Annotated in this window: 23 protein-coding genes and 1 tRNA gene; 8 read left to right on the top strand and 16 right to left on the bottom strand. The window is 35.0% G+C overall.

The window, feature by feature from the left end:
• Genes N4A35_15255 through N4A35_15225 form a run of 7 tightly spaced genes read right to left on the bottom strand, consistent with a single transcriptional unit; the run spans position 1 to position 7,331 of the window.
• Positions 1-234 (bottom strand): hypothetical protein, encoded by a 234-nt coding sequence (locus N4A35_15255; GenBank protein MCT4582770.1) that lies wholly within the window; start codon positions 232-234, stop codon positions 1-3.
• Positions 231-869: a hypothetical protein gene (locus tag N4A35_15250; protein ID MCT4582769.1), complete on the bottom strand. Its 639-nt coding sequence runs from the start codon at positions 867-869 to the stop codon at positions 231-233. The genes N4A35_15255 and N4A35_15250 overlap by 4 nt, the downstream gene beginning before the upstream one ends.
• 11 nt (positions 870-880) lie before the next feature.
• The gene (locus N4A35_15245; protein ID MCT4582768.1) at positions 881-2,929 is read right to left on the bottom strand and encodes an ATP-binding protein; all 2,049 of its coding nucleotides are present in this window, start codon (positions 2,927-2,929) and stop codon (positions 881-883) included.
• Between the two features lie 2 nt (positions 2,930-2,931).
• On the bottom strand, positions 2,932-4,206 hold the full coding sequence (locus N4A35_15240) for a restriction endonuclease subunit S (protein ID MCT4582767.1): 1,275 nt from the start codon (positions 4,204-4,206) through the stop codon (positions 2,932-2,934).
• Positions 4,203-5,405: a PD-(D/E)XK nuclease family protein gene (locus tag N4A35_15235; protein MCT4582766.1), complete on the bottom strand. Its 1,203-nt coding sequence runs from the start codon at positions 5,403-5,405 to the stop codon at positions 4,203-4,205. Before N4A35_15235 ends, N4A35_15240 begins: the two co-directional genes overlap by 4 nt.
• Complete coding sequence (locus tag N4A35_15230; GenBank protein MCT4582765.1) at positions 5,405-7,123, bottom strand: type I restriction-modification system subunit M; 1,719 nt, start codon at positions 7,121-7,123, stop codon at positions 5,405-5,407. Before N4A35_15230 ends, N4A35_15235 begins: the two co-directional genes overlap by 1 nt.
• Entirely contained in the window at positions 7,116-7,331 is a 216-nt protein-coding gene (locus N4A35_15225) for a helix-turn-helix domain-containing protein (protein MCT4582764.1), read from the bottom strand. The genes N4A35_15230 and N4A35_15225 overlap by 8 nt, the downstream gene beginning before the upstream one ends.
• A gap of 149 nt (positions 7,332-7,480) precedes the next feature.
• Between N4A35_15225 and N4A35_15220 the strand changes: the two genes are divergently transcribed.
• From N4A35_15220 to N4A35_15205, 4 genes are all read left to right on the top strand, one after another.
• A complete protein-coding gene (locus N4A35_15220) occupies positions 7,481-7,978 on the top strand; it encodes a hypothetical protein (GenBank protein MCT4582763.1) in 498 nt (165 codons plus the stop codon).
• A 451-nt stretch (positions 7,979-8,429) separates the two neighbouring features.
• Positions 8,430-8,792 carry a hypothetical protein gene (locus N4A35_15215; protein MCT4582762.1) on the top strand — a complete coding sequence of 121 codons (363 nt, stop codon included), beginning with the start codon at positions 8,430-8,432 and terminating at the stop codon, positions 8,790-8,792.
• A gap of 4 nt (positions 8,793-8,796) precedes the next feature.
• Complete coding sequence (locus N4A35_15210; GenBank protein ID MCT4582761.1) at positions 8,797-9,144, top strand: hypothetical protein; 348 nt, start codon at positions 8,797-8,799, stop codon at positions 9,142-9,144.
• A 28-nt stretch (positions 9,145-9,172) separates the two neighbouring features.
• Positions 9,173-9,853 (top strand): hypothetical protein, encoded by a 681-nt coding sequence (locus N4A35_15205; GenBank protein ID MCT4582760.1) that lies wholly within the window; start codon positions 9,173-9,175, stop codon positions 9,851-9,853.
• On the opposite strand, the gene N4A35_15200 is transcribed toward N4A35_15205, so the two are convergent.
• The 8 genes from N4A35_15200 to N4A35_15165 form a co-directional block, all read right to left on the bottom strand.
• Positions 9,854-10,309: a tyrosine-type recombinase/integrase gene (locus tag N4A35_15200; GenBank protein MCT4582759.1), complete on the bottom strand. Its 456-nt coding sequence runs from the start codon at positions 10,307-10,309 to the stop codon at positions 9,854-9,856.
• 259 nt (positions 10,310-10,568) lie between these two features.
• Complete coding sequence (locus N4A35_15195; protein ID MCT4582758.1) at positions 10,569-10,769, bottom strand: hypothetical protein; 201 nt, start codon at positions 10,767-10,769, stop codon at positions 10,569-10,571.
• A 184-nt stretch (positions 10,770-10,953) separates the two neighbouring features.
• Positions 10,954-11,235, bottom strand: a complete 282-nt coding sequence (locus N4A35_15190) for a hypothetical protein (GenBank protein ID MCT4582757.1) — start codon at positions 11,233-11,235, stop codon at positions 10,954-10,956.
• Positions 11,236-11,400: 165 nt separating this feature from the next.
• The gene (locus N4A35_15185; GenBank protein ID MCT4582756.1) at positions 11,401-11,904 is read right to left on the bottom strand and encodes a hypothetical protein; all 504 of its coding nucleotides are present in this window, start codon (positions 11,902-11,904) and stop codon (positions 11,401-11,403) included.
• Complete coding sequence (locus N4A35_15180; GenBank protein ID MCT4582755.1) at positions 11,886-12,203, bottom strand: hypothetical protein; 318 nt, start codon at positions 12,201-12,203, stop codon at positions 11,886-11,888. Before N4A35_15180 ends, N4A35_15185 begins: the two co-directional genes overlap by 19 nt.
• 7 nt (positions 12,204-12,210) lie before the next feature.
• The gene (locus N4A35_15175; GenBank protein MCT4582754.1) at positions 12,211-12,750 is read right to left on the bottom strand and encodes a hypothetical protein; all 540 of its coding nucleotides are present in this window, start codon (positions 12,748-12,750) and stop codon (positions 12,211-12,213) included.
• Positions 12,750-12,941, bottom strand: coding sequence for a hypothetical protein (locus tag N4A35_15170; protein MCT4582753.1), 192 nt, complete (start codon positions 12,939-12,941; stop codon positions 12,750-12,752). The genes N4A35_15175 and N4A35_15170 overlap by 1 nt, the downstream gene beginning before the upstream one ends.
• 19 nt (positions 12,942-12,960) lie before the next feature.
• A complete protein-coding gene (locus tag N4A35_15165; GenBank protein ID MCT4582752.1) occupies positions 12,961-13,626 on the bottom strand; it encodes a hypothetical protein in 666 nt (221 codons plus the stop codon).
• Positions 13,627-13,735: 109 nt separating this feature from the next.
• On the opposite strand from N4A35_15165, the gene N4A35_15160 reads away from it, so the two are divergent.
• From N4A35_15160 to N4A35_15150, 3 genes are all read left to right on the top strand, one after another.
• Positions 13,736-13,987 carry a helix-turn-helix domain-containing protein gene (locus tag N4A35_15160; GenBank protein ID MCT4582751.1) on the top strand — a complete coding sequence of 84 codons (252 nt, stop codon included), beginning with the start codon at positions 13,736-13,738 and terminating at the stop codon, positions 13,985-13,987.
• 163 nt (positions 13,988-14,150) lie between these two features.
• Positions 14,151-15,290 carry a hypothetical protein gene (locus N4A35_15155; protein ID MCT4582750.1) on the top strand — a complete coding sequence of 380 codons (1,140 nt, stop codon included), beginning with the start codon at positions 14,151-14,153 and terminating at the stop codon, positions 15,288-15,290.
• A gap of 15 nt (positions 15,291-15,305) precedes the next feature.
• Positions 15,306-15,515, top strand: a complete 210-nt coding sequence (locus N4A35_15150; GenBank protein MCT4582749.1) for a hypothetical protein — start codon at positions 15,306-15,308, stop codon at positions 15,513-15,515.
• Between the two features lie 123 nt (positions 15,516-15,638).
• Here the strand turns inward: N4A35_15150 and N4A35_15145 are convergent.
• Positions 15,639-15,711, bottom strand: a tRNA-Gln gene (locus N4A35_15145).
• A 210-nt stretch (positions 15,712-15,921) separates the two neighbouring features.
• On the opposite strand from N4A35_15145, the gene N4A35_15140 reads away from it, so the two are divergent.
• A complete protein-coding gene (locus N4A35_15140; protein MCT4582748.1) occupies positions 15,922-19,689 on the top strand; it encodes a DUF2723 domain-containing protein in 3,768 nt (1,255 codons plus the stop codon).
• Positions 19,690-19,747 lie beyond the last annotated feature (58 nt).

The raw sequence follows: 19,747 nt of genomic DNA, 5'->3' as shown, positions 1-19,747 counted from the left end.
TTATAAGCCTGTTAAATATTTTTCTATTAAAGCATATTCTTCAGTTTCCTCATTCCATTCATGCTGTTCATTTCCAACACTTACTAGAGCTCTATCAGGATTTTTAAATAATTCAAAAACAATAGTTTTATCTCTGTAAGTAAAGACGTGTTTTGTGAACATTGTGATTTCTTGGTCTTCTGCTGGGATGTTATCAAGAACATCAATTAAGTTCTTTAATTCTTCTAGTGTCATATTTCAATGTTTTCTAGTATTAAAAAGTAATGACCTCCAACTTGGTTCCATTCAAAATCGTAGTTTCCACTGATTACAATATCAACTGGCTTACCTCCAATAGGAGTGTCAAATTGCTGCACACCCTTAATAGATGTGCCATTTGAAATGTCGTAATCCCATTTCTTACCTGTTTTGGAAGTTGGATAAACTAATCTCTTTAGGTCTGTCATTACCAATACAATCCCTGAGATAAAAAATGGATTCATTTGATAAGACTCAATTAATTCAATATCGACATGAACATCTTTCATGAAGATATCCGAAGCTCCTCTCTTACCGCCACTTGATGCAAATTCTCGATAGTATTTCATCTCAATTGGCAGGAAACATTTCTCATCACCTTTTTCAATTTCTAATACAATGTCACATTCTCTCATTCTACCAGCAACTGGGACACCTGTTTCAAGCTCTATCCTAACTTGCTCATCTGAATGATGAAGAGTCAACTCCATTGTATTCTTCAAGAGGTATGCAAATTGCAATTGCATAGATGCTTCTTTATTCACAGAAATAAGTCCACCACCAACTTTTGCAGAGAAGCTTTCCCAACAAGTATCAATAATGTTCCTGACTCTTTCTATGAATAATTCCATAAGTTGTTTTTTTATTCAATATTTAGTTTCTCGAATAAGATTCGATTTCTTTTTCTGGCATCTTGTAACACCTTTTCAAATGGCAGAACTTCGAAGTAGGCGGAGTAATACTTGCTTTTTACTTTAAAATACCCTTGACCATCAGGTGTTTTTTCAAACTCTCTATTTTTCAATATTTTCTCCAGAGTTGGAGTTACATCACACACAATGTAAATGTAGAATGGAGTATGAGAATTAACCTCGACTGGTCTTCCGTTTCTCCCTGTCACTTTTCCTTCCAACAGATTATCAATATACTTTTCTGATTGTTGAATTGGATTCTTTTCTTCGTTGTAATCCTTGTAATCATTTCGCATTGGTTTTTTAAACTCAACAATAGTAAATGAATTATGAGGAGCAGCTTTAGAATCAGAAAATGCAAATGCCTCGTTGTAAATCAATAAATCTGCTCTTTGCGTACTATCAGAACTTACCTCCTCCACACTTTTGAAAGATTTATCAGATGCCAAAAAAGAATGATAAGTTAGCCTTTCGTCAATCAACCATAGATTCTGCTTATCGGGTGTTACTTCATCAGAAGTAGTTCTCATTGGAAAAAACACGCTATGAATCAAATCTTCATTTTCGAATCTGTCTTCTTCGGTCTTCTCAATTAAACTTTCAAGGAGTTCAATAATTGTTTTTCTATGAACTACATATCTAGCTAAATCTGATTTCCCTATCTCATTAAAATCACTAACAAACTTTTCGTATCGTTCCTTGTACTCATCATGATTTGTGATATCTTGATTCTCATCAAGAAGTTTGATTTTCTCCTCCTTTACTTCAAGCCTCCATTTTGACTCAATCTTGTACAACTCAATATCCAGTTTGTCTTTAGGCAAATCTGGAGGTAGTTTCGATACTTCTTCTTTCCTATGCGTTAAGGTTCCTCTATATTGTGGCAATTCTTCATCAATAGTAGGTTTATAAGTTTCAACCTTGATGTTTCTGACTTGTTCAAGATAATCGGATAATAATTCTTCTATTCCTCTTATTGACGCTCTTCGAAGCTTGGCTAAGCTCATATCAAAGCTTTCATCATCATCATCATCATTCCCGTCTGGAAAATTAAAGCCTATTCTCTCAGTATCAACATGCTCATCAAGTAGGTCGCCAACAACATATGCTTGGTAATAAAATTTACTTCCATCAGTGTCTGCAATTGGTTTCCTACCTAAGTCCACAATTTTGGAATAGAGCCCTTCTCTAATAACACTCCTGTTGTGTGCGCAAAAGTTAATCTTATGACTTTGATTCTTCAGGGATTTGGTAAGATATAATTGAAAGTTCTCACCTTCGATTTCGAAGGGAGTTTCAAGAACATCACTTTTAAACTCAGTATTAAAAATTGTTGTAAGATTGAACTCAATATTATTCTGATTTCTCACTATAATTTTAGGTGCCTGGTTTCTAATGAAGTATAATTTGAAGTGTGCAACGATTTCGGACGCTACAGAATGTAAGGTAAAGTCTAGGTGTTTTTGGTATTCATCTTTGATTCTAGATAATTTCACACGAGTACCTAGTGTGCCTTCGGAACCGACATTCTCAATGTCTTCAAATCCAATTTTCGTAGCTCTAAAATTGAAGGTCAGACCTTTCTGTTTACCCTCTTCAATGAATTGACTTGATATGTTAAGTTCTCTGAATGCCTTAAGACATACAAATCTCCCAACACCTTTACCTCCAATTTCAATTTTGTGGTCGGTGTCAGCCTCAAAAAACGATGTCATATTCTCTTCGTTGAGTCCAATTCCATTATCTGTCACCTCAAAAGAATGAATTGGGTAATTATCAATTTCAGGTAACTGATTTAGCGTTTCTTCTGCACCATTCCTAATACACTTAACAACAATTACCCCTTCTCCTTTTTTTATCTGTTCTGATTTGATAGCCTCTTCTATCGAATGAATTGAGTTGCTAATTACTTCAAAAAGAGGCATTAGAGGTTTCGTTCTCGGTAAACGAGTGTTTCTAACCTTGTTAGCAATATTGGAGGTTGCAAATAATTGTTCCATAATTAATTTAAGCTCTCGTTTCTGACATCTACTTTGCCTGTTACCACCTCGGTTATTAAAGAGGCTTTGTATTCCTTAATCAACTCAATTTCTTTTTCGTACCTAGAAATCAAGGTATCTATTCGTATCTCCTGTTTTTCGATATGATTTACAATTTTTCTTTGTTCTTCGATAGAACCAAACGCAATTCTAAAGTTTTGAAACATAGGTCTTCGCAGCGAATCCACAGTTGATTTAGCTGATAGTTTTTTTACCTCTTTTACAAAATTATACTTCAAATAATAGAACATATACTTACCCATGACATCAGTAAAATCACTCATCCTGTAAACTCGTTGATGGTAGTCAAACTTCCCATCTATATAGTGCCAAACTTTACATACTCCAACACCATCTCCAGCAGTTAATATCGCTTCACCATCGAAGGTATATGTAGATATTCTTTCAACTGTTTGTGACCTAACAAAGAAAGGGTATGCTCCATCTTCTTCTCTGTTCTCTGTGTCTTTGTCACCGGTGCCAATATCACACAGATATCTCATCCTAATTAAACTCCAATGTTCTGGAATTTCTCCTAACCACTCAATACCTGAATCCTTCTTTGGTGCACTTTTATCTAGACCTTTGGTAACAGCCTGACTAATCATCGCTGTGCGTTCCTCTTTTAGTAACTCTATCAGCTTCTCTTTCTTATTGATGAGATTGTCCAATTGGGTGGTTTTGTAGTCGAGGTAATTGGCTATTTTCGTTTGTTCCTCAATTGGAGGAATAGCAAGAAATATGTTTTTAAGGTCGTTCGTGTTAAACCTGAAAACTTTTAATCCTTTTGCATATTTTTTGGACTCAACAGAAAAACATTGTGCATAGCGATAGAGATACTTGCCATTCAACGAATCTTCATTTGGCTTTAAAAGAATTTGTTCTCCTCCAATTAGACCAGTTTGCTCTTTGTCATAATAGCATGTATGACCCAAATCTTCAATTGTTTCAGATGTTGAGATTAGAATGGTGTCACCTCTTGAAACTACCTGACTTTGTTTATAAAACTCCTCGTTAACATAATAGTTAAACTTGTCATCTACAATATCTACTTTGTATGTTTTACCATACTGTAAAGCCACATAATCGCCATTATCAAGGAGTTCATCTTTTTTAAACCCAGTGTTTCCTCTGACAATTTTAGAAATCCAATCTATTCTATGACTTTCCCAATGTTCTGGAACTTTACCTAACCACAATGTGCCGGAATCTTTATATGACTCATATTTCTTCATCATGAGGCTACGATTATTTTATTCAACTCATTTTGAATGGTTTTTAAAAATGCATTTTGATGCAACCAAAAGTGTTCGTTCAAAGCATTTTCAAAGGCTTGCTTGTAGTTTTGGTTTTCATCAAAATCTTCTAATGGAATCCGAAGCTCATAGATATGATGATAAGTTGCTTTATCATTTCCACCAGTGCCTGGTTTGATATAATCAGTAAAAACCTTCAATTCGGTTAATGCAGATTTGAGTTTACTTCCGTATTTGGTGTTCTTCTTGTCGTATAATTCTAAATAGGCTGTGAACATATTTGAATAACGCAAGGAATCGATATCAACATAAAACCTAAACACTTTTTCATCTAAAACACAATTCGGCTTAGGGTAACAGTGTTTTCCTTTAGTTACGGACGTGGAGTTCGGAGTAAATAAGTTTGCTTCCATATTATCAAAAACAACCTTTGACACAAACTTCAATAACTCTCTGTCTTGCTTTTTAAAGGCTTGAATGTTCTTTTTGTTCTCATGAAATTGTTTGAGAATTATCTCATTGTCTTTATTCATGTTTTCTGAATTATAATAGTTGTTGGTGTTGGCAATAAACTCTTTCAGGTAGAGTAAGTGCCTATCATCAGAATCCAAGAAACATTGGTGCATTTTTTCTTGAACCTTATTAATCAAATCACGGTGCGAAACATGACGGTATTCAATTTTCTTTCCTTGAAGTTTGGTTTGCTCCTTTTCATTGAAATCAGAATCGTATTTGGATAATACTATTCCCAGCCTCTCTTCAGCTATAGTAGAACTCCAGTAATCACTCAAATCATTATTAAGAGAATGATTTACCTTATTCTCAATAATCAGAGCCCAGCTAGGTATTGACTTTGATTCCTCTTCTTGTGTTTCTTCTTCTGAGTATTGGCTAATTACAATATCAATTCGTTTGCCCTTTCTTGTTCGAACCTCTCTTGCAACTTGAAATTCAGTCTGACCAAAACTTGGACTTAATTCAACATCCACCAAGTCCAATAGGCTGTCAATAAACAAACTGCCAAAGCCATGCTCTTCCTCTTTATCGAAGTAGAAAGCAAGTAGATTGCTGTTTACATTTTCCCATGAGGGATATCCAGCGATATCAATCAGGTTTTTCCGAAGAACCGATTTCTTCGGTAAATCATCAATCAATTGATTAAGCCAGCTAAAATCCATCATCACGAAATCACTTCTTTTATCAATCCATCTGTTTCCTCTTCAAGTGCCAATATATCGGCTCTAATTTCATCTAAAGAACGTAGCGGCTTGTATTCATAGAAATACTTTGTAAAGTTGATTTCATATCCAATATTCGTTTTCTTTTCATCTATCCAAGCATCAGGGACATGAGGAAGTACTTCTCTCTCCATATACTCTTGAATATCCTCAGTCAACGGAATATTCTCAGAATCACGTAAACTTGAGTTTGGCTTAGGATTTCCTTTTTTATCTGTAACAATATTTCCTTTGTCATCTCTGTCGGGACGTTCTACGGTTACCTTAGAATATCCGAAATCAGCATTGTCAAATATCTTAACGTGTTTTGATTCTTTGAACTCACCGTATAAACTTGTTATTTCTTTGATGTGGTCATCTGAAAGCTCGTTACGTTTGTCACCTAACGACTTACTCATTTTCTTATAAAAGTCAACTGCATTAATCAATTGAACTTTACCTTTTCTATTCTTTGGCTTGTGGTTGCAAATAATCCAAATGTATGTGCTAATACCTGTGTTATAGAAAAGTTGATTAGGAAGAGCTATAATCGATTCTAAGAGGTCGTTTTCAATAATCCATTGGCGAATGCTACTTTCATTCTTCTTACTACTAGGAGAGCCAGAGAATAAAGGAGAGCCGTTAAACACAATAGCTAATCGAGAACCTTCTGGCTTCATCTTGCTCATCAAACTCATTAAAAACAAAAATGAACCGTCACTAACAGAAGGTAATCCAGCTCCAAATCGTCCGCCATGTCCAAGAGATTCATGTTCCTCTTTTACTTTCTTCTCTATCTTTTTCCATTTCACACCAAAAGGCGGATTGGTTATCAGGTAATCAAACTTCTCATTCTCGAATTGGTCATCTGAAATACTGTTCCCTTTCTTGATGTTAGTTGGGTTTTGACCTTTTATTAGCATGTCCGATTTACAGATAGCGTAGGACTCAGGATTTAATTCTTGTCCAAAAACTTCAAGACGTGCATCAGGGTTTAATTCCTGCAAATATTCTTCAGCTACAGAGAGCATACCGCCAGTTCCGGCACAGCAATCGAATATTGTCTTTACAATTCCTTTCTTGGTTAACGTCTCTCTGTCATCCATGAAGAGAAGATTAACCATTAGTTTAATTACTTCTCTCGGTGTAAAATGCTCCCCAGCAGTTTCATTAGAAATTTCAGCGAACTTTCTTATTAATTCTTCAAACATGTACCCCATCTCCATGCTGGAGATTTTGTTCGGATGAAGGTCTGCTTCTTGAAAACGCTTTAAAACCAAGAACAGAAGATTATTGTCATCTAGTTTGGTAATTTGATTATCGAACTCAAACTGTTCAATTATCTCTCTAGCATCTTCAGAAAATCCATTGATATAATTTCTTAAGTTGTCGGCAACATTGTTAGGGTCAGCCACCAGCTTATCAAAATCAAACTTGCTTCTGTTGTGAAAGTTATAGCCAGCGGTCTTGTTAAGAATCGGGTCTAGGTTTTGAACGTTCATGCTTTTCACTTGCTCGAACTTCTTCAACACCTTTTCTTTAGATTCTTCTAACACACAATCTAGTCGCCTTATCACAGTAAGCGGTAGAATGACTTTTCCATAGTCACTTTGTTTATAGTCACCTCTAAGCAGGTCAGCAATAGACCACAGGAAATTCGCTGATTCTTTTACGCTATTCATCCGGCTCAATTTCTTTCTTATCAATTAATAAATCTTGTACCTCTACATCAAGTATCTCAGCAATCTTGTAGAGGTTTTCTAAAGATGGTTGACGCTTATTATTACACCATTCATTTATCTGTTGGTAGGACATGCCTAGCTTATCAGCTATATACGTTTGCTTACGTCCAGATTCTTCAAGAATAGTTTTGATTTTATTTAGCTTCATCTATCTATTTTTGTTAGCGTTAAATCTAAGTTTTAATTATAAATATATCAAGTATTATTTGATATATTTTAATGACTTCCTTTGATATAAAAAACTAATATTTCTGGTTTTATTCAAGACGAATTGGTAGTTTTCCGAAAAGAATTATCATGAGCAAGGAAAGAACTAGAATGGATATGGATGCATTTACCAAAGCATTTAACCAATACTTTCTTCGTAAGTATAAAAGTAAAGCACATTCAGACAAAGACGCCAATCAAGCCGTTCGTGACTTTATTGAAGACGTATCGAATGTAGCCGGGAACCCACAAGTCTTTGAAAGTCTTATGAGACGTTATGAGCTTCTATTGAAAGAATATGTAACAGTATTTGCTAGAATGGAAAAATACTCTCCAACTTTCATGAAAGATTTAAATAGAATCGAAGAAGTTGAATATAAATACACCATTGGTGATGTTGTGGATATGACAGACCTAGAGAGTAGAACGGCTATAAGAAAAAGAGCCGCTGACGGAGATGTCGATTGTATAGGTAAGAAGTTGCCAGCAGGTGGAACAAAATACTATTTCTCTGAAAAAGGTGTTCATCAACTTTTACAATTAATCAAGCCTAGACCTGGAGCACAAAAGAAGAATAAGTCATCTTAAAACACATTTAGTCGTAAGTTTAACTAAATCCATTCTCTTACGACACTTTCCTTGCGTAAAAAGCGCATAAGGCTGTATAACAGCGTTTTATGTCTGGATTGAGGCTGAATCATGTCTAAATTTGTATTGTTGAATTGAAACAAATTTAGACATGAATAAAAAAATAATAATAACAAATTGCGAAAGCATATTTCAGAAGATAAAAGCTGTATTGTTGAGGCAAATTTTATCTGAAGTATGTCGCTCAGACCCGATAATAATATCTGTTCAATTTCATAATAGAAAGATTGAAGACTTGTCAAGTCTATAAAATGACAACAGACACAATCGTGTCGAATTAATCAAAAGCTTATTTCAGAAAATAGTCTGTTTTACGAATGATAAAAATTACTCGTACAGCCACTTCTATGTCCTGATTTGAGACAAATAAATAACCTTAAAAATGAAAATTATGAATAACGAAACGGTATTTACAAATAATGAAAGAGGAAAGCTTTTACAAAAGGCTTGGATTAATGAATTCATTCTTCAGATTGCAAAAGTGATTGACGAAGAAGAAGAGAAGATTGACTTCATTCTAGTATCACCAGATGGAGCAAAAAATGCAAGAGTTGGACTGTATAACCTGAAACAATTTCATCAATCCAAAGGAATGAGCAAGAATGACAAAAAACCAATTATCGATTGGGTTAAAAGTCATAATGTACCTGGTTTTCTTTCCGTGATTTTCGTGAACAATCACGGAAGAGTAAGCTTTTATGATGTCCCTCTAGATTTGATGAAAGGATTTGGTAGCCAAATCCTTGTTGCCTAAGACGATGAATCTAAAAGAATCAACTCGATTAGCAAAAGTAAAATTGGTTGAAAAACAGCTAAAAATTAAGCGTTATGACAATGCTCTTGAAATCATCTGTGAGTATCGATTAAAGAATTACACGATTACAAAATCTCGTGCAAAATCTGAATACAATTTGACAGATAAAGACTTCAAAGCATTGTCTTACGTAGCTGTTGACAATCCTTATTACAAAAGTGCTCCAAAAATGAAACTGTACTCGATTCAAGAACTAAAAGACAAATACAGTAAAGCAGCACGAAGAGAACGAAAAATTGACGAATTATTAATTGTTAAAACAAGAAAAAATGAAAACAGAAAATTTAAGTAAACTACAAGACTTTTTAGAAAAAAATATTGTGAATCACGTAGAAGGTGTGAGAGAGGAAGGAGACCTTACAAATGAAAACAAAAGATTTCCTGATACTTACTATTATTATAGTTTCGAACCCGAATATGATAAAGTAAACCAAGAGATTAGATTTAGTTCCGAAATGGTCGCTGATAAAGGTGAATATTGTGAAGATGGCTTTCCTGTATACCATGAGAACGCATACGTGCGTGTTGAATATGATATTATTAATGAATCAATCAGCGTAAAAGCTGAAAGTGAGTATTGTTATGATTATGAATCGGATGAGGATGCTGAGTATATGAAAGAAGTTCTATTCAATTTAGAATGTCGAATCGGTGAAGACGAAGAATTCATGGAACTTCTTAAAAAAGAGACAAGTCACCTTAGACCTAAGAAAGAGTTCAAAAAGACAGAAGAAAACCCAAATCTAATCTGGGATGGAACTAAAAGCTGTATTTGCGATTTTACCCTCGAAGTAAATAATTGGGGCTACCAATATCTTGTCAAATGCATTCCTTTATTTGATGATTTGCAAGATGATTTAGGAGCTGCTTGTTGGAGCGAAGAAAAGCTTATTCAGCAAACTCTAGAATTTACAGAAGCAGGATATGCATTTCAAGTGCAGAAGATTGATGACAACTATATTGATGAAGTTAAAAACAGTGTATGCGTAGCTGATAGATAGTTATAATCGCATGTAAACATCTTGAAGTTCTTCATCACGAAGACCTAAATACTTGCGCGTTATGGAAGTAGAAGAGTGCTGAAAAAGCTCTGATAGATATATCAGAGCTTTTTCACTTTCGTTATACACCTCCCATGTTCTGCGCCCCATCGATTTTCTTAGAGAATGTGATGAAATGTTGTGTGATTTGGCTTCACGAGCAAAAACCTGTTTTAATAGTCTATTGATTTGCTGCACACTATAAACAGACCCTTTCTGACTTTTGAAAATGTGTTCATCTCCCTGTTCTTCAAAATATGATAGAGCCTTTTTGATATTATCGTTTACCTGAATCGTTCGATGTTTTTTAGTCTTTTGTTCCTGAAGCATCAACTTATCGCCTTGTAAATCCGACCATCGAATTCGAAGAACATCTCCTATTCTTAATCCACTATTCAATGAGATTATTATGTACAAGCCAAATACTGCTTTCTTTTCTTCTTTGATAAGTTTGAATCCAACATTAAGAGCCCTATCGAAAGCTATGTAGTCAGATTTAGTTGAAATGTTCTTTTTTGCCATAAATGAGATTTTGTCAAAGGGAACGGATTAATCTTCATTTATACAAGGAAAATCTCATTTTCGAACGTTATTTAGGACGTGCCTAAATAGCGAAAACACGGGAATCTATATAGGGTAAGGATTTCGCTTGGTTGTGGTTGAGAAATGTTCGGATTTAAGAGAAGTGTGCATTTATTTTTTGACCCAATTCACTTTCATTTAATCCTTCAGAAATTCGGTTTGAAATTACACGATGTCGTTCGGCATGACAATCTCTGGATGTCAACTGTCCTTTTTTATTCAGATAACCATTATAGGCGTATCTAATTTCCGTATCATCGTTTTGATAAACCAATGAAATTTTAATCCAGTTCAATCCATTTTTAGAATAAAACGTCACCGGTGAATCTTGGAGGCTGAAATCACTGGTTAATACAGACTTGACAATGGTGGTTATTTCATTATTTAATAACATGCGATATATATAAAAGAGAGGACAGTATCTGAATCGTTGCTGCCCTCAGGCTTGTATCTAAATCGTTCGCCACCTTTATTTGAAATTATTTTTTCTTTTTATGATTTAATACCACTTGATGGTCTAAGTATCTCGAATTATCTCCAAGCACATCAATCATCCTCTGAGCATACTGAACTGGAGCCTCTTGAAGATATAATTCAGAATAGGCTTTTTCAAAACTGACGTAGTCAAAATCAGAAATTACTTTAGGCACTAGAACGTATTCAGATTCATTTACCAAGTTGGATGTGATATCAAAAGTTTTGACAACGAACTGAAGTATATTTTCTATGTCTGACAGAAGTTTACTTGTACACAGCATCATAACATACGATGTCTTGCTCTGTGCCAGTTGTTTCCATTTACCTTTCTCGAACAGCACTTTTTCTCTACATAGTGGTAATCTTGAATTGAATAGAACACGTGCTGAGCTCGCAGTTAGATGAGAGCTTATTTGAATTAGATATATTCGTTTCTCTTGATACTTCATTTACTTATGCAGATTATATGTCCTATTTCGAGCTACTTCATCTTTTAAAAAGTTGTTTTCATATTCTGTCAAACTATCTTCACCATTCTTGGAAATTTTATCAAGGATAGAATCCATAGTCACATTCTTTTCGAAGAATTGTTGGAACTGCTTCCCAAATTCATCAGACCTAAGCATTTTGAGAATTACTTCTTCAAGATTATCATGAGTCAATAATCTATATGTTATATCCTCGTGCTGGTCTATTATATCTTCTTCTTTACAGAAAGAAACAAATTCACTTAGTTTGATGTCTTCGAGAAAAACAATCATTGTGTCTTGACCGTTTTCATCCTCCTCAATTACAATAGCATCTTTTCCCGACTCTTCTAGAATTCTGCCAAAGTTGGGAAAGAGGTAATTCGTAAAATACGTATCCGATTCAGATTCAAGAGATTTGAATTTGATATAATACGCTCGATTGTATTGATAAAAGTCTTCCATAATCATTGCATTTTGAGCCATACTTGATAGCGTTCTTTTAGTATATACTTGGCAAAGAGAATTGCTTGATTTAACATCCTGTGAGCTTTAAATTCAATTTTTACTATTCGGTTACCATCAAAGTCAGTTTCTATATTACTTGCGGTCAATGTTGAAAGTTTGTAGCCTAATAAGGTCTTGGTATAGCTCTTAACCAAATATCTATTTTCGTATTTACCTTCGACAATCTTCTCTATTGTAATTCGATATTTACCATCGAAGTCATGAGTCTTCAAGACTTCAGTTTTTAATCTTTCATTATGTGCTACTAATTCACTCATCTATTTATTACATGCCTTTTTTCCAATTCAATACAAATTGCCTCTGTACTTCACGTTGTGGTGATGGTCTACGCCATGTCACATCTTCCTTTCGATAGTCTAAAAGAATATCAAACACATTGGACTTGTCGGCTTTCCCATGACGTATTAACCAACAACAAAAAAGAGTGCCGCCTCTTCCATAATTTCCAACACATCCTGCGTAAACAGGAATCTTTTTTTCAATGCAAGCATCAATAAAATCCAGCGTGTCCTTCATCTGCTCAACAGTCGTTACATTCATATCTTCTATGGGGAATCGCTTATGAAGTAACTTATCTTCTTTGTCTGAGTTGAATTCTTCTAAGACACTCTGATACTGCTCTAAGGGCGTTCCATCAACCTTAATCTCATCGGCTTCAGTTAGATTCACAATCTGTCTTATACCACAGTCGTATATCCTCTGAAGCTTTTCCAAAGTCCTTGCCTTGGTTGAACCACCAGGGTAATAGCCTTGGTAGTACAAGTTTGGAATTATCGTGTATGACCTGTCGAATGGTTTACTCATTAGGAAATCACAATAGTTGAACCGTTATCACTCTCGCTTACATGTCCTTCCCATATCTTTTTACCTTGATACGTAGCCTGTACATTTCCAGCTTCAATGGTAGCCTCTTTGGACTTTCCTGCATTCACATACGTACTTCCCAAATTGTACTTGAAATTGATATCTTTTCCCGTTGCGTTATCTAACGTCACTTTAACTTTTGCCATTACTTTAATTTTTAGCGTTTAACATTAATCTGTCTTCGTATTCTTCTATTGTTTCGTCATATTTACCAGCACCCTTCGTAGCAAAAATGTATTGCTGTAGCACCTCAAATGCTGACTTTTTACTTTCGATATTTTGTGCTTTTTTTATTAGGTCTAACAAGTACTCAATCAAGTAAGACCCATCGCCAGATAAGTCGATTATCTGATTGACCTCGGAACCATTTTCAAGCAAGTGAATCATGACATTCAGGCGTGGCTTTCTTCGCCAGTAGCACTTCTTGATTAGATAATAACTCAGAATTGAACCTTTGAACGGTATTTCGCATGAACGCTCAAATACATAATCGAACTCATAGTCTAATCCATGGTCATGCGGGTTCATTTCTTTCAAATTGCCTTTTTCAAGTACATCTAGGAATTCGTCAATTTCATTCTGATTCGATTTAAAGTATTTCCCAAGTATAAATGCGGATGATATGCTCGATTTATACAGAAAGTCTTCCTCTTCTTTGAGAATTCCCATTTCAACTAATCTTTCCAGTAACCTATTCGCACGTCTACCACCAACCGAAAACTCTTCACGTATTCGTGCTGCATTTACTGTTTTAGAGCGCACTGATAGCTTCGCTGCGGGTATTAATAGTGTGTCTTCATTGTAGAATTCTTCCATGTTTATATCAACTAATACTTGATAAGTAAATCATGGAAGATACGAAAAAAATATCAAATGCAGTAATATACGGTTACAGCATTCAGGTAGATAGCTCAGACTTTTGTGTATGTCTGTGCTGTCAAAAAAAGAAATAGAAAAAATCAAGAAAGAAGTTCCTGTTCAGGTTGGACTTCGAGTGGCGCATTTTAGGAAAGAAAAAGGTATTACTCAGCAACAATTAGGCGACCTGATTGGTAGTGACAGGCAATATGTTTCAAGAATCGAAAGAGCTGATGTCTCGGTGAGCATTCAAAAATTAGCAATAATAGCCAAAGCTCTAGATGTTGATTTAACACAGATTTGTAATATCAATTACTAAAAAAACGTGCCCTTCAAGGAGATACTAATAAAACAAATGGATTAGTAATCTCTCTCTCATCTATTTTTTCTCCCTTTCCATTAATTCTTGGCAAAATTTTAATTGTTTTCCTAAAACAAAACGTGCCCCGCTTAATATATAAGTCAAAAGAAATTGATTTAATATGTTAACCGTTAAGAATGTAAACAGACTAATTGAAAACCACCTAAAAAAGAATTATCACCCAAAAGTATTCGACAAGCATTTTGAATACTACCTGCTCGTCTTTGAAGAATTACTCAGATTGTACTCCTCAGATGTTGGATTGACTAATGAGCATGGTATTAAAAGAGCAAGTCAACACGGAACCAATTTTGGCTACTTAGAAAAATTTGATTTCAAGTTTCATTATAGAGACTACAAGAAGAAGTTCAAAAAACGAATTCGCACAAAGTTCTTAAATGAATACCATGATTATGACTGTGTTGATATTAACCTACTGAATGTAATTAAGCGTGACCTTATAGAGCTTGGTATTCTGGTTAAAACAAGAAGAAGTCAACCTATTTCTGAGAAAGTGTTTACAGGTGAACAATTCACGTTAGAATTGATGCCCGGAAAGCAATTATTTCAAAATGAAGAAGTAGAGTTTGAATATCGAGGGGATTTTAAGAGGAACTACAACTCTGAATTCACATTCGAGATTCAAGATTTGATGACTCTATCAAAAGGAAGTGACATAAAGCCACGTAGGTTTTTACAGAACTACTTTATGTTAATGAAGATGAATGATGAAGGGTTTAAAATAAAACATATTGAAAGCAATGGAAGAAAACATAATTCTCTAAGTAGAAGTGGTATTGAGTTTAGAAATATTGTGACTCCTCAAAACGGTAATTGGATGGAGAATTATGATATTAAGTCATCTCATCCGTTTTGGTTAGCAGTTCTATGCAAAAGTAAAGAGCTTTACAAGGATATAAAAGAAGGTAGATTATATAGCAAATACAAAAAAGAGACAATCCGAGAGTGGATGAACAGCCAGAATTTTGAAGCTCGGAAATACAATGGAATCAATGAATTATTCTTTGTGAGGTATGGTATAGACACCTCCCTATATCGAGACAAGAAGGGGTCTCTTTATGAGACCCTTGCAACTTTAGAAAGTGATTATGTACAAGGTATTTCAGAAGATATGTTGTATGCCAACTATACGATGCACGACCAGATTCATTTTGACCATCAAGGCAAGAAGGAATTCAATGAACTAGTTAAGAAGAGAAACCGAGAACTACAGTTTGAACCGATATGGGTAGCCAAGTAAATTGATATATAGAGTATGGATATTAATGATGATTTTGAGTTTCTATTCGATAGAGAGAGGTATGAATCTTATCATGAAAAAGAGGAAGAACTGAGCATCTGCCAAAGAATGATGATAGCTGAGGAAATGGGATGGTTAGATTTGGTAATGAACTTTCAAAAAAAGAAACTTGAAAAAGAGAGAGCAGAGCTAGAACAACGAATAAAAGACCTTGGACTTGACTAATGAGTCTTATAAAATGGGGATTCCGTTACTTTGTACTTGAACCTTGGTGACAAAGCAGACAACATACCAGACAACAAATAAACAAAAAACCCTGTCAATCAAATGATTAACAGGGTTTATCCGTTGTCCCACTAGGGCTCGAACCTAGACTCTTCTGTACCAAAAACAGACGTGTTGCCAGTTACACCATGGGACAATTGCGGTGGCAAATATAGAAAGTATTTTCGTTAAGTTCCAAATAAAAATGCAGAAAAAATTAAAAAAAAATATAAATCATTGATTATGAATTGATTTAAAAAGAGGAGTGACTTACAAAAAAATCATAAAAAAACGCAGGAAACCAATAAATGGATTGGTTAACCTATTTATTTTATTAAATTCGCGTCACTTTAAAACATTTATAAAAATGATGAACTATAAGAAAATTAATAACCTCACAGGTTGGTTTGTTTTTTTAATTGCAACAGCGGTTTATTTGATGACAATGGAAGAAACCACAAGTTTGTGGGATTGTGGAGAATATATTACAACTGCTAATAAACTGGAAGTAGGTCACCCTCCGGGAGCACCTTTTTGGATGATGATGGGAAGACTGTTCTCTGCATTTGCAAGCCCTGAGAATGCGGCAATGATGGTGAATGCAATGTCAGCTTTATCAAGTTCATTTACCATTTTGTTTATGTTTTGGACAATTACCATGCTTGTTAAGAAAATGGTGGTAAGTGGTTCGGAAGAGTTGAATAAAGCCAACATCTTCGCAATAATGGGAGCAGGATTTGTAGGAAGTCTAGTTTATACTTTCTCTGATTCTTTTTGGTTCTCAGCAGTAGAAGGAGAGGTGTATGCAATGTCTTCACTGTTTACAGCAATTGTGTTTTGGGCGATTCTAAAATGGGAAGTCGAAGTCGATAAATTTGATGCAGCTGTAGCTGAAGGTACAGGTTTTAGAGGAAATCCAGATCGTTGGATTGTTTTTATTGCTTATATGGTAGGATTGTCTATAGGAGTCCATCTGTTGAACTTATTGGCAATACCAGCTATCGGATTTGTTATTTATTTCAAGAAATATAAGAAAGTAGAACCGTTAGCATTTGTTATAACAGGTGTCGTGTCTATTGTAACTTTAGGCTTTGTACAATCGGTTTTGATCCCAAAATCTGTAAGTATTGCAGATTGGTTTGAGCGTTTATTTGTCAATTCATTAGGGATGCCTTTCAATACAGGGTTTTATATTTTTGTGATCATAGTAGTACTAGGATTAGGATATGGGCTATACGCAACAGCAAAAGCAGGAAAAACATTGTTGAATACCATTATCTTGTCTTTAGCAGTATTGCTGATTGGTTATTCTTCGTTTGTTATGATCCCTGTAAGGTCTGCAGCAAATACACCATTAGATGAAAATAATCCAGAGTCATTAGCTTCATTGGTTTCTTATTTGAATCGTGATCAATATGGAGCTTGGCCATTGTTGAAAGGGCAGTATTGGCATTCACCAACTTATGGAAGTTGTGATGCAGATAAGTTAAAAGCTCCTAAAAGTAATTTTATGAAAGCTTATGCAATTAAGAGTATCTCTTTAAATAAGCAAATGTCAAAACAAGACGCCATAAAACTAAAGGGAGAACTTTATCTTTTAGGAGTTAACATGAATTTTAGTAGTGTAAAAGGAAAAGCGCACTTAGTTAATTTCTCTTTGCCTGAAAGAGAGTATTCATTTATGAATCTGTGGGAGAAAGATGCTTTCTTAGCTGAGGTAGCCGAGGTAAATGCAGCAATTGCAAAAGCAGGACTAAAGGTTCAGATTCAATTTAACGATGAAGTGGAAACTAAGTATATCGATACTTATGAGGGGAAAGCAGGTGATAAAAAGTATGATCCTGAGTATACAACGATTTTCCCACGTATGTACCGCCAAGGATATGGAAGTAAATATATTGCTTGGTCTGATTATGAGGGGAATCAAGATAAACCAATGCCTTATGATGGGCGTTATAACAAGGAACAGGTAAGAGATATGTTGAGAAGTCAAAACAGATTTCAAGATGCATTAAAATTAGAGTCTGAAGGGATTTATATGCCAACCATGGGAGAAAACATTAATTATATGTTTAAGTATCAGTTGGGATGGATGTACTGGAGGTATTTTATGTGGAACTTTTCTGGGCGTCAAACTGATATACAAGGAAATGGTATAACTGGAAATTCGCAATTTTTAGAGGGGAATTGGATTAGTGGTGTAAGTTTTATTGATGAGCCAAGAATAGGAAGTCAAGATAATTTGCCTGTTTACCTAAAAGATAACAAAGGAAGAAATGTGTATTACATGTTACCATTAATATTGTGTTTGATAGGTTTTGTATATCACTTAATTAAAGCACCAAAAGATTGGTTTACAGTATTATTGTTGTTTTTGTTAACAGGAATAGCAATTGTAATGTATCTAAACCAAAAGCCAAATGAACCAAGGGAAAGAGATTACGCCTTTGCAGCTTCGTTTTATGCTTTTGCAATTTGGGCTGGCGTTGGAGTGTATGCTTTATTTAAAGCCGCTGTTGTAGCTAAATTTAAAGAGGTGAATCCTGTTGTTTATGTTGGTGTCGCAGGAACAGTTCTTATGCTAGCAATTATTACAGACTTTAACTCAGCTATTTATGTTGCTGTAGTTGGAGGAGCATTATTTGGGTTAATGATGTTGATTGGAAAAGCAAGTGCTAATCGAACCATGCATGCAGGGTTGGTTACTATTTTAACATTAGTGATCCCAGTGCTCATGGCTGCAGAAAACTGGGACGATCACGATCGTTCAAATAGAACTACAGCTAGAGATTTAGCATATAATTATTTAGCTTCATGTGATAAAAACGAAAATGGAGGAGCAATCCTATTTACAAATGGAGATAATGATACATTCCCATTGTGGTACATTCAAGAGGTTGAAGGAGTGAGAACAGATGTTCGTGTTGCAAATATGAGTCTGTTGAGTACTGATTGGCATATCAATCAGATGAAGAGACAAGCTTATGAATCAAAGCCGCTTCCAATCAAAATGAAAGAATTTAGTTATAGATCGGGAACAAGAGATTACGTTGTGGTAGATGCCGAAAAAGCAAGTGATAAATGGGTTTCAGCTAAGGAAGCAATGGCTTATATCTTAGACGATTCGCATAAAAAGCACTATGATTTTTCTTGTCAAGATGAAAGCTATACAGTTTACAAAAATATCTACATTACAGTAGACAAAGATGCAGCTATTGCAAATGGGATTTTAAGAGAAGAAGACAGAGCAAAAGCAGTAGACACTATCAGATGGAGAATTAATTCACAGATGCTTTATAAAGCAGATCTAGCAGTGTTAGATATGTTGGCAAACTATAAATGGGATCGTCCAATATATTTTGCTAGTTTGGCAGGAATGCAGGCTAACTCTGGATTAAAACCTTACATGCAAAGTGAAGGGTTGACCTATAAATTAACTCCAATCAGACATGGTGCCAACGGAGGAACAAATTCTGATAAAATGTATGAGTTGATGATGGATTCAGAAAATGGATTCAAATGGGGGAACATGAAAGGGAAAGGAGTCTATGTAGATTATTATACAATGAGAATGGTTTATGGAATCCGTGTACAAATGATGTTCTTGGTTAATGATTTAATAGCCCAAGGAGAAAAAGAAAAGGCTGTGGCAATTTTGGATAAAGTGTTTGAAGAGATGCCGATAGACAATAACCAAGTGCCTGCTGATGATATCTGTGTACGTTTATGTGCAAGTTATTACCAGGCTGGAGCAAAAGAGAAAGGAGATGCTTTAGCCAAGAAGTTAGTAGAACTAGAACTGGGTGAAGTAGCTTATTACCTATCTCTTGATAGAGATATATTCTTCCCAGATGTGAGGCATGAATATGGAAAAGCAATGAATAACCTAGAGGTTTTAAGAGAGGCTTCACTAGAAGGTTTAGGACAGAGTGAAATGTTTAAGCCAGATGAGTCGTTGGTAGGATTTGCTGAGATGGGAATATTAGAAGGAACGAATTATAAAGAGGTCTTTATAGAAGCGAAGCAGTTGTTTAATGCTACTTCAGGAAAGTATCAAAACCTTTATTCAGATCCGCAGCGATTCCCAGTGAATTTGATCAGAGCTGTTTGGTTAGATGGTTTAAGAAATCAATAAATAAATGAAACGTCTACTGTATACAGTAGACGTTTTTTTTATGGTTTAGCTTTGTGCT

This window comes from Flavobacteriales bacterium (assembly GCA_025210295.1).
In the GTDB taxonomy this organism is placed as follows: domain Bacteria; phylum Bacteroidota; class Bacteroidia; order Flavobacteriales_D; family Parvicellaceae; genus S010-51.
Note: the sequence above shows the minus strand (reverse complement) of the source record. Positions and strands in the feature narration are given on the sequence as shown.

Excerpts from the sequence above, each read along its gene's own strand:
- N4A35_15255 (MCT4582770.1), bottom strand. The coding sequence starts at position 234 with ATGACACTAGAAGAATTAAAGAACTTAATTGATGTTCTTGATAACATC.
- N4A35_15250 (MCT4582769.1), bottom strand. The coding sequence starts at position 869 with ATGGAATTATTCATAGAAAGAGTCAGGAACATTATTGATACTTGTTGG.
- N4A35_15245 (MCT4582768.1), bottom strand. The coding sequence starts at position 2,929 with ATGGAACAATTATTTGCAACCTCCAATATTGCTAACAAGGTTAGAAAC.
- N4A35_15240 (MCT4582767.1), bottom strand. The coding sequence starts at position 4,206 with ATGATGAAGAAATATGAGTCATATAAAGATTCCGGCACATTGTGGTTA.
- N4A35_15235 (MCT4582766.1), bottom strand. The coding sequence starts at position 5,405 with ATGATGGATTTTAGCTGGCTTAATCAATTGATTGATGATTTACCGAAG.
- N4A35_15230 (MCT4582765.1), bottom strand. The coding sequence starts at position 7,123 with ATGAATAGCGTAAAAGAATCAGCGAATTTCCTGTGGTCTATTGCTGAC.
- N4A35_15225 (MCT4582764.1), bottom strand. The coding sequence starts at position 7,331 with ATGAAGCTAAATAAAATCAAAACTATTCTTGAAGAATCTGGACGTAAG.
- N4A35_15220 (MCT4582763.1), top strand. The coding sequence starts at position 7,481 with ATGAGCAAGGAAAGAACTAGAATGGATATGGATGCATTTACCAAAGCA.
- N4A35_15215 (MCT4582762.1), top strand. The coding sequence starts at position 8,430 with ATGAATAACGAAACGGTATTTACAAATAATGAAAGAGGAAAGCTTTTA.
- N4A35_15210 (MCT4582761.1), top strand. The coding sequence starts at position 8,797 with ATGAATCTAAAAGAATCAACTCGATTAGCAAAAGTAAAATTGGTTGAA.
- N4A35_15190 (MCT4582757.1), bottom strand. The coding sequence starts at position 11,235 with ATGATGCTGTGTACAAGTAAACTTCTGTCAGACATAGAAAATATACTT.
- N4A35_15185 (MCT4582756.1), bottom strand. The coding sequence starts at position 11,904 with ATGGCTCAAAATGCAATGATTATGGAAGACTTTTATCAATACAATCGA.
- N4A35_15180 (MCT4582755.1), bottom strand. The coding sequence starts at position 12,203 with ATGAGTGAATTAGTAGCACATAATGAAAGATTAAAAACTGAAGTCTTG.
- N4A35_15175 (MCT4582754.1), bottom strand. The coding sequence starts at position 12,750 with ATGAGTAAACCATTCGACAGGTCATACACGATAATTCCAAACTTGTAC.
- N4A35_15165 (MCT4582752.1), bottom strand. The coding sequence starts at position 13,626 with ATGGAAGAATTCTACAATGAAGACACACTATTAATACCCGCAGCGAAG.
- N4A35_15160 (MCT4582751.1), top strand. The coding sequence starts at position 13,736 with ATGTCTGTGCTGTCAAAAAAAGAAATAGAAAAAATCAAGAAAGAAGTT.
- N4A35_15155 (MCT4582750.1), top strand. The coding sequence starts at position 14,151 with ATGTTAACCGTTAAGAATGTAAACAGACTAATTGAAAACCACCTAAAA.
- N4A35_15150 (MCT4582749.1), top strand. The coding sequence starts at position 15,306 with ATGGATATTAATGATGATTTTGAGTTTCTATTCGATAGAGAGAGGTAT.
- N4A35_15140 (MCT4582748.1), top strand. The coding sequence starts at position 15,922 with ATGATGAACTATAAGAAAATTAATAACCTCACAGGTTGGTTTGTTTTT.